The sequence below is a fragment of the Candidatus Aramenus sp. CH1 genome (genome assembly GCA_022678445.1).
GTDB lineage: Archaea > Thermoproteota > Thermoprotei_A > Sulfolobales > Sulfolobaceae > Aramenus.
In genome coordinates, this window is the sequence record JALBWU010000009.1 from 91,103 (window position 1) to 97,617 (window position 6,515).

The following is a 6,515-nucleotide window of genomic DNA, read 5'->3' on the forward strand; positions in this document are numbered from 1 at the left end:
TAATTCAAGGGGCTCCTAGAGCTTGCCGATTAAAGAAAGTTATTATCATAAATTATTAGAATTTAGTCAGAAAAGTATAAATACTCTCCCAATTGAAGATTTCTTGTGGGTCAGATTGAACGTCAAAATGTGGGGCCTAATACTCGCGGGAGGCGTTGTAGTCGCCGTCTCCATAATAATTGAGGTAATCTACTCCATGAGCCTGCTTAAGCCAGTCCCGTATGCCTTCAGCTACACCCCAGGAATGATGGACTACGCAGGGGAGTTTTTGGCTATCGTGGGCCTAGCGCTAATTATGGCAGGGGGGATCTTCAAGCGTGAGTAAGTTGAAGAGAAAGTACAAGGTTTTTTTGGCTCTCGCGCTTTCAGCGATTGTAGTGCTCGCTTTGGGCTTCCTCGATAAGGGGCTTTTCTTTTCCTTCGTCAAGTCGCAGTCCATGTCTGTGAGTAGTTACAAGTACGGCACCTTCGAGGTTCTCGTGTACGAACCCATCCAAGGTAGTCTGGCGAGGGAAAACGTAACGGGGGTGATGCTGGCCATAAACAACGAGTGTTCGCAGAGGGTAACTGTGACTGGGCTCTTTAACTCCACCTACTCAGTCCAGAACCCGCCTTACTTAATCCTAGTGTGGGCCCCAGCACCTAACGGGTCCATAGTTCAAGCATTTGAGGAAACTCGCAACATATACTTGGGCTACGTAACAATCCTCATACCCACGCCAAGGCTCTGGCCTGGGATCTACGTGGTAGCGCTCAGCGACGGAATGGACTTCACGATAAACGTAGGCTAGGAGAAACCAGCTTACCGTTTTTTGATATTTCCTAAACAAATGAAAGAAACCAATTCCTACAAATGAGGAAGTTTCCGCAACTCCTTTCTTGGCCTCCTCAACTCAAGTTGAACTTTTTCACTAATTATCGTTGTTTGCACTAACTTTGAGAGCAAAGTTTTTAAGTTTATTTTTATTCATAATATGGCAGATACATTATGGCGTCTAGGGAGGAGATCAGAAGATTAGAACAAGAGAAACTACTGGAGTGGGCTGCCGAGTACAATAAGGTGAAGGAGAGGGAAGCCAAGAGAAACGTGCTAATGAAGGCCCTCTACAGTGAGGAATACAGGATGCTGGCGCTGAAGAACGTCATCGTAGGAATAGTGTGGCTATTCATAGGCGGCGCGTTCGCGCTGATCCTAAGGTCCCAGGCAGGTCTGTCCTCCACTGGAGTACCCGTCATAGTAACCTCAGAGTACTACTTCCAGGCTATGACGAACCACGTCATGGACATGATCTTTGGCGCGGTATTTTCCACAGTGTTTGCAGTGGGCTTTTACGTAATACCCGCAGTGAACGGGACTAGGCTGATAAAGTGGCCAAAGGTCGCCAACGTCGGTCTGTGGATAGCCACAATAGGTCTGTTTATGATGAACTTCGGAGGCGTGGAGAACCAGTACTTGTTCACGTTCTTGAACCCACTCAAAGACTCTCCAACGTGGTACGTGGGCTACGCCCTAATGATAATAGGCGAATGGATGGAGATGGCGTCCGTGATAGGGACGTCCTTCATAGGCAGGATCAAGGGCAAACTGGTCCCCGTGTCAATAGGCTTCATCGTAATGGACATGATAATGATGGCGTTGGCCAACATATCGGTGTTCATAGACGTCATATGGTCACTGTTGTCGCCAATAGGAGGTCTAGGGATAAACGTGTTTGGAGTGCCAAACGCTGAGGTGTGGAAGGGTCTTTTCTGGTTCGCAGACCACCCCCTAGTCTACTTTGCTCCCTACGCTCTGACAGGGGCCACGCTAGCCGTAGTCCCAATCTATGCAAGGAGGCCCCTATACAGCTACAGATTTGCAAGGTGGTTAATACCCACGCTCTTCGTGTTAGGCAGTAGCGTATACGTACACCACTTAGGTGACGATCCGTGGCCCCTTATACTGAGGGACATATTTGCCCAGACCTCTACGGCCCTTATAGCAATACCCTTCGCCGCCCTGTGGTTGCTCTTCTTTATCACACTAGGTGACCCGAGGAAGCTCAAGTGGGACGTAGGACTGGCATTCATTTATGCTGCTGCCGTGTGGAACATCATAGGAGGCATACAAGCAGAGCCCACTAACCCGGTGCAAGCCGTAGACCCAACAATCCACAACACCGGCTGGATCTTCAGCCACTTCCACATAATGCTGGCCCTCTACTCTGTGGGAGGACTACTGGGAGTGCTGTATGTGGTAGGGCCCTACTTATGGGGCAGGGAATGGTACAGCCAAAAGCTAGCTTGGCTACACTTCTGGGGTTGGCAGGCAGGGATGGGACTGTTCGTTACTGCCTCCGCTATAGGAGGTTTCTACGGGCTAATAAGGAGGGAAGTAGCGTGGGCAGCCTTCTACGAGCCCTACTACCAGTTGATAATGATAGGAGGTTGGCTAGCCGGCTTCGCCACTATAGTGTTCGCCTACAACCTCATCTTGACCTTGCTGTACGGGAAGAGGGTAGTGGAGACTGACATACCGATGTGGGCAGTGATAACTGTGGCCATGGAGAGATACGGCTTGAGGAGAGAGGGTTACAAGGACGAGGAGTTGCCCGTGGCGTTGCCAGCTGACGGAATGATAAGCAGGGTAGCACACGAGTACGACAGAGTAACGGTGACGAGGTCAAGCGGGGTCTCCAGACCAGAGGGGGTGAGATCCTCGGAGGGCACCAAGGAAGCTAAGGCTATGGACAACGAGGCGAAGCTGGACTCGGCCAAGGACCCCAAACTAGGCCGAAGTAGTCCTTAATAATTCATTGAAGAATTTTCTTCTTTTTCTTTAATAACTTTTTATTAGTTTTTTAGTGAAAAATATTTAAGTAACCTCCTGCAATATCTTACTTGTGGCGCCCCTAGTACTGCTCTCCCTAGTCGCCTCCGGTATGGTGGCTGTCATCCTCCTCATCCTTTTCTACATAGTGAGGATAAGGACGTACGTTGGGATGTTCTTCGCCTATTTCGGCCTCGCCATGATGCTCACCATGTTCGTGGGGGCCTCCGTTTATCTGTACTCCCCAAGCAACACGTCACTGGCGGTGGCCTTCGGTGTGAACATGGCAGTAATGCTGGGCCTCTTGACCTACTTCTTCGCCATAGCGGAGGACATGCAGAAGAAGAAGCTGACCCACACTTCCTTAAACACAATGTCCGTCTCGTTGCTCTTGGTGACAAACGAAGTGTTCATGAGCACAGCCTTTGGCCTCGCCCAGTTCGGGCCCAAGCTCTTCTCTTCTCCCTACGGGTCTTTCTACTACACTGTAAACAGCTACTGGTTCTTCTACCCAATGATGGCGGAGATGCTGGGCTTCTACTTGATCCACTACTTGAAGGGCGAGCAGTTCCCCCAGCTCCTGCCGCTTGTAGGCGTGACGTCCTTCCCGCCCACGGCTTTCAACACCCAGGGGTGGTTCCCGTTCGCCGTGGCTGTCTCCCTAGGGGCCTCAGGGTACGGATTTGCGTACTCTTTCAAGGGAAGGGGGCTTTGGACCTACATCTACGCAAGTCTATTAATCACCACGGCCTTATTACTCGTCACGCCAATACCCTACGACGTCGACATCGTAGTGACAATGGTGCTCTATTACTACGCCATTCTGTCCAAGACGTTCCAGAACGTTTCTAGATATTTAAAGAAAGGCGAGTAAATAAAAATTTTCAAGTTCTCCTAGGACTTAACGTAAAGCCTCAATTAAAAAGGGAAATAATACCTTGTTGAAAGCCTTAAAATGAGAAAAAGTGTTTAAAAAATCCATGGATTTCTCACATTGTCTGTAACAATTTTTAAGAATATTCATCATCACAATAAAATTATCTATGAAATGTGTAGTTTATGGTTTCGATTGGAACGAAAAAGGAGAAAACCCACCTAAAGTTAACGCGAGGAGATGATGAAACCGACTCATTAGAGCCCCAGTAACTACCCGGAGACTCCCTCAGTCGAGTGTTAGGCCATCTACAGCACTGCGCCTGCAGTGTTCGTGGTAAGGCAACGTGGGGATAAGCTTAAAGGACTTACGAGGACTATTGCGTATGGAACAGGACATAGTGAGCCTCTTTGACATCTCCCTCTTCATCTTCGTTGCTGAGGCCGTTAAGTCACTCCTCGCCAAGTACAACTTGCCCTACATCGTTGGAGAGATAGTGGCCGGGATGCTGATAGGTCCTTACGCCCTTGGCTACCTCGTGAACTCCTTGCTCGGCTACCCGCTCATCTCCCTCACCCCCTATGTCCTCTTCATCTCCGAGTTCTCGGTGATCCTCCTCATATTTGCCTCTGGGCTCGAGCACGGGGTGTCCCCGATAAAGTCTGGAGGGTCCTTAGGCTTCCTAAGTGCCACGTTCGGCGCCCTGCTACCGTTTGCGGTTGCCTTTTTCGCGTTCTCTGCCCCATTGGGTAGGGACTCCGCGACCTTCCTTGGCGTAGCCATGGGGGCAACTAGCCTAGCTGCAGTTGTGTCGATTATCGAGGAAGAGAAGCTGAGGGGCTCGCACGTGGACTTCCTGCTCTCAGCCTCCTCCTCTGATGACGTAATAGACCTCGTCCTCCTCTCCCTCGCCTTGACGCTATTGGGCGCTAAGTCAGTGAGCCTCCAGGGGGTAGCGTTCAGGGTCTCAGAGCTAGTCCTCATGTGGGTCGTGATATTCGTGGCATCGGTGGTGGTAGTGCCTAGGGTGGCGAACAGGATAAGCGAGAAGTACGTGGAGGAGTTCCCTTTCCTCCTCCTTTTCGGCTTAACCTTGGTCATGGTCTCCTTGGGCTTCTCCTCAATTATCGCCGCCTTCATAGCTGGGGTCTCGCTGGCCAACAGCTCCAAGAGCGAAAAGGTGAAGGAAGTAAGCCAAGTCCTCTTGAGCGTCTTCGGCTCCTTGTTCTTCGTGGTGACTGGGGCAGAGGTTAACCTGTTGGAGGTCAGCCTGCAGACCGTTGAGCTCTCGCTAGCCCTCACTGGAGTCGCAGTGGCCTTCAAGTGGCTAGGGGTATTCCCCTTTGCCTACCTCAAGCTGAGGAACCTCAAGCTTGCCAACTTGGTCTCGGTGGGCATGGTGCCGAGGGGTGAGACGGGCCTCGTGGTCGCCTCCCTGGGGGCTTCCCTTGGTGTGCTCGATCAAATGGAGTTCGGAAGCACCGTGCTCATGTCCATCTTTACCACCTTGATAGGGGCAGTGACATTCAAGTACCTGGCAAAGGGGCTTAAGTGAGAGGAGTTGGTCAAGCTCCCGACTTAACGCTATAGTGCAACTGGTCCAAAGAGGCTTTTGACGAGCGCTCTCACGGGAGCTCAGCCTTAATTCCTCCAGCCGCAATTACCACATATGAGGGTACGCGAAGTAAACCTCGGCTTCGTGAAGTCCTTCATCTTTGGACACCGAAGAAGGACTAGTGATTGTTGACGCGGGGCTTAAGAGTAGCGGAGAGAAGATGCTCAAGACTTTGGACAACCTAGGAAAAAGGAGAGAAGAGGTGAATTACGTGGTGTTCACTCACTCCCACGGCGACCACATTGGGAGTGCCTCGGAGCTCAGGAAGTCCTTAAACGCCAAGTTCGGCATAGAGGACGGAGGCAGGAGGTTTCTAGAAGAAGGTGGGGGAGAGAACCGGTAGTCCACTGGCTGGGACTAAAGCTCCTCTTTTCCCTGGACAGGCCGTTCTTCCTCAGGGGGTTTGAGCCAGTAAAAGTGGACTTCTCACTTAAGGAGGGGGAGCTAGTGAAGGGAGTGGAAATGCTGAAGACCCCTGGCCACACTGAGGACTCCGTCTCCTTCTACTTGTCAGAACTGAACGCGGTAATAGTGGGGGACACGCTCCAGGGGACTAGGAGAGGGCTTAAGCTCCCGTCAATTTACGAAGACTACAGCTCTATATGGTAGAGCGTGGAGAGGATAAAGTCCTTGAAGCCCTCCATGGTCTACGTCTCCCACGGGCCTAGCTCCTCAACGTTCCTGGTGTGAGAGTCAACGGCGAGGCGTCGAGGACGACGAGGTAAAGATAGCGTAACGAGATCATAAAAGGATAAAAACTCTTGATTTGAATAAATACAAACATGGATAAGTTGCAATTAGAAGAGAAGAAGGGAAGGGTTATGGAGGAGCTTAGGAAGCGGAACTGGCGGGCGAGCTTCTCTAAGCTGAAGAAGAAGATCAAGGACCTCACCCTCGACGACCTAAACGCCATGGCCAACGATAAAGTGGTCGAGCTGAAGAAGCACGGCTCCTGCTATACTGTTGTCCTCGTCGCAAGGAGGAGGGGGGAGCAGGGCGGGGCAATCAAGGTGTCGTTCACTTTCAATCCCTTTCGAGATGCATCAAGTAGGGGCTAGGGAAGAAGTGTTGAGGGAAAGGGAAAGAGTATTCAAGCTTTTACCGTGGGCTTCTTCATTTACAGAACTTTAGCATCTCACCTCACCAAGACTTTGTGGTCTCTTGGCGTCTCCACGGTTTACTTGGGCTATCCTTACTTCATTCCTAGGATAAGGGTA

General features: G+C 50.8%; 8 protein-coding genes. All 8 read left to right on the forward strand.

All coding sequences use genetic code 11. The features are described 5' to 3' along the window. Positions 1-103 precede the first annotated feature (103 nt). The 8 genes from MPF33_08915 to MPF33_08950 all read left to right on the forward strand — a co-directional run bounded on the left by MPF33_08915 (position 104) and on the right by MPF33_08950 (position 6,356). Positions 104-325, forward strand: coding sequence for a hypothetical protein (locus tag MPF33_08915; GenBank protein ID MCI2415342.1), 222 nt, complete (start codon positions 104-106; stop codon positions 323-325). Next, a complete protein-coding gene (locus MPF33_08920; GenBank protein MCI2415343.1) occupies positions 318-791 on the forward strand; it encodes a hypothetical protein in 474 nt (157 codons plus the stop codon). The genes MPF33_08915 and MPF33_08920 overlap by 8 nt, the downstream gene beginning before the upstream one ends. A gap of 197 nt (positions 792-988) precedes the next feature. Beyond that, positions 989-2,788: a cbb3-type cytochrome c oxidase subunit I gene (locus tag MPF33_08925; protein ID MCI2415344.1), complete on the forward strand. Its 1,800-nt coding sequence runs from the start codon at positions 989-991 to the stop codon at positions 2,786-2,788. A gap of 94 nt (positions 2,789-2,882) precedes the next feature. Then, positions 2,883-3,683, forward strand: a complete 801-nt coding sequence (locus MPF33_08930; protein MCI2415345.1) for a hypothetical protein — start codon at positions 2,883-2,885, stop codon at positions 3,681-3,683. A 385-nt stretch (positions 3,684-4,068) separates the two neighbouring features. Then, a complete protein-coding gene (locus MPF33_08935; protein ID MCI2415346.1) occupies positions 4,069-5,238 on the forward strand; it encodes a cation:proton antiporter in 1,170 nt (389 codons plus the stop codon). Between the two features lie 160 nt (positions 5,239-5,398). Beyond that, the gene (locus tag MPF33_08940; protein ID MCI2415347.1) at positions 5,399-5,641 is read left to right on the forward strand and encodes an MBL fold metallo-hydrolase; all 243 of its coding nucleotides are present in this window, start codon (positions 5,399-5,401) and stop codon (positions 5,639-5,641) included. Between the two features lie 74 nt (positions 5,642-5,715). Continuing rightward, on the forward strand, positions 5,716-5,907 hold the full coding sequence (locus MPF33_08945) for a hypothetical protein (protein MCI2415348.1): 192 nt from the start codon (positions 5,716-5,718) through the stop codon (positions 5,905-5,907). Between the two features lie 173 nt (positions 5,908-6,080). Then, positions 6,081-6,356 (forward strand): hypothetical protein, encoded by a 276-nt coding sequence (locus MPF33_08950; protein ID MCI2415349.1) that lies wholly within the window; start codon positions 6,081-6,083, stop codon positions 6,354-6,356. Positions 6,357-6,515: the final 159 nt, after the last annotated feature.

Excerpts from the sequence above, each read along its gene's own strand:
- MPF33_08925 (MCI2415344.1), top strand. The coding sequence starts at position 989 with ATGGCGTCTAGGGAGGAGATCAGAAGATTAGAACAAGAGAAACTACTG.
- MPF33_08935 (MCI2415346.1), top strand. The coding sequence starts at position 4,069 with ATGGAACAGGACATAGTGAGCCTCTTTGACATCTCCCTCTTCATCTTC.
- MPF33_08950 (MCI2415349.1), top strand. The coding sequence starts at position 6,081 with ATGGATAAGTTGCAATTAGAAGAGAAGAAGGGAAGGGTTATGGAGGAG.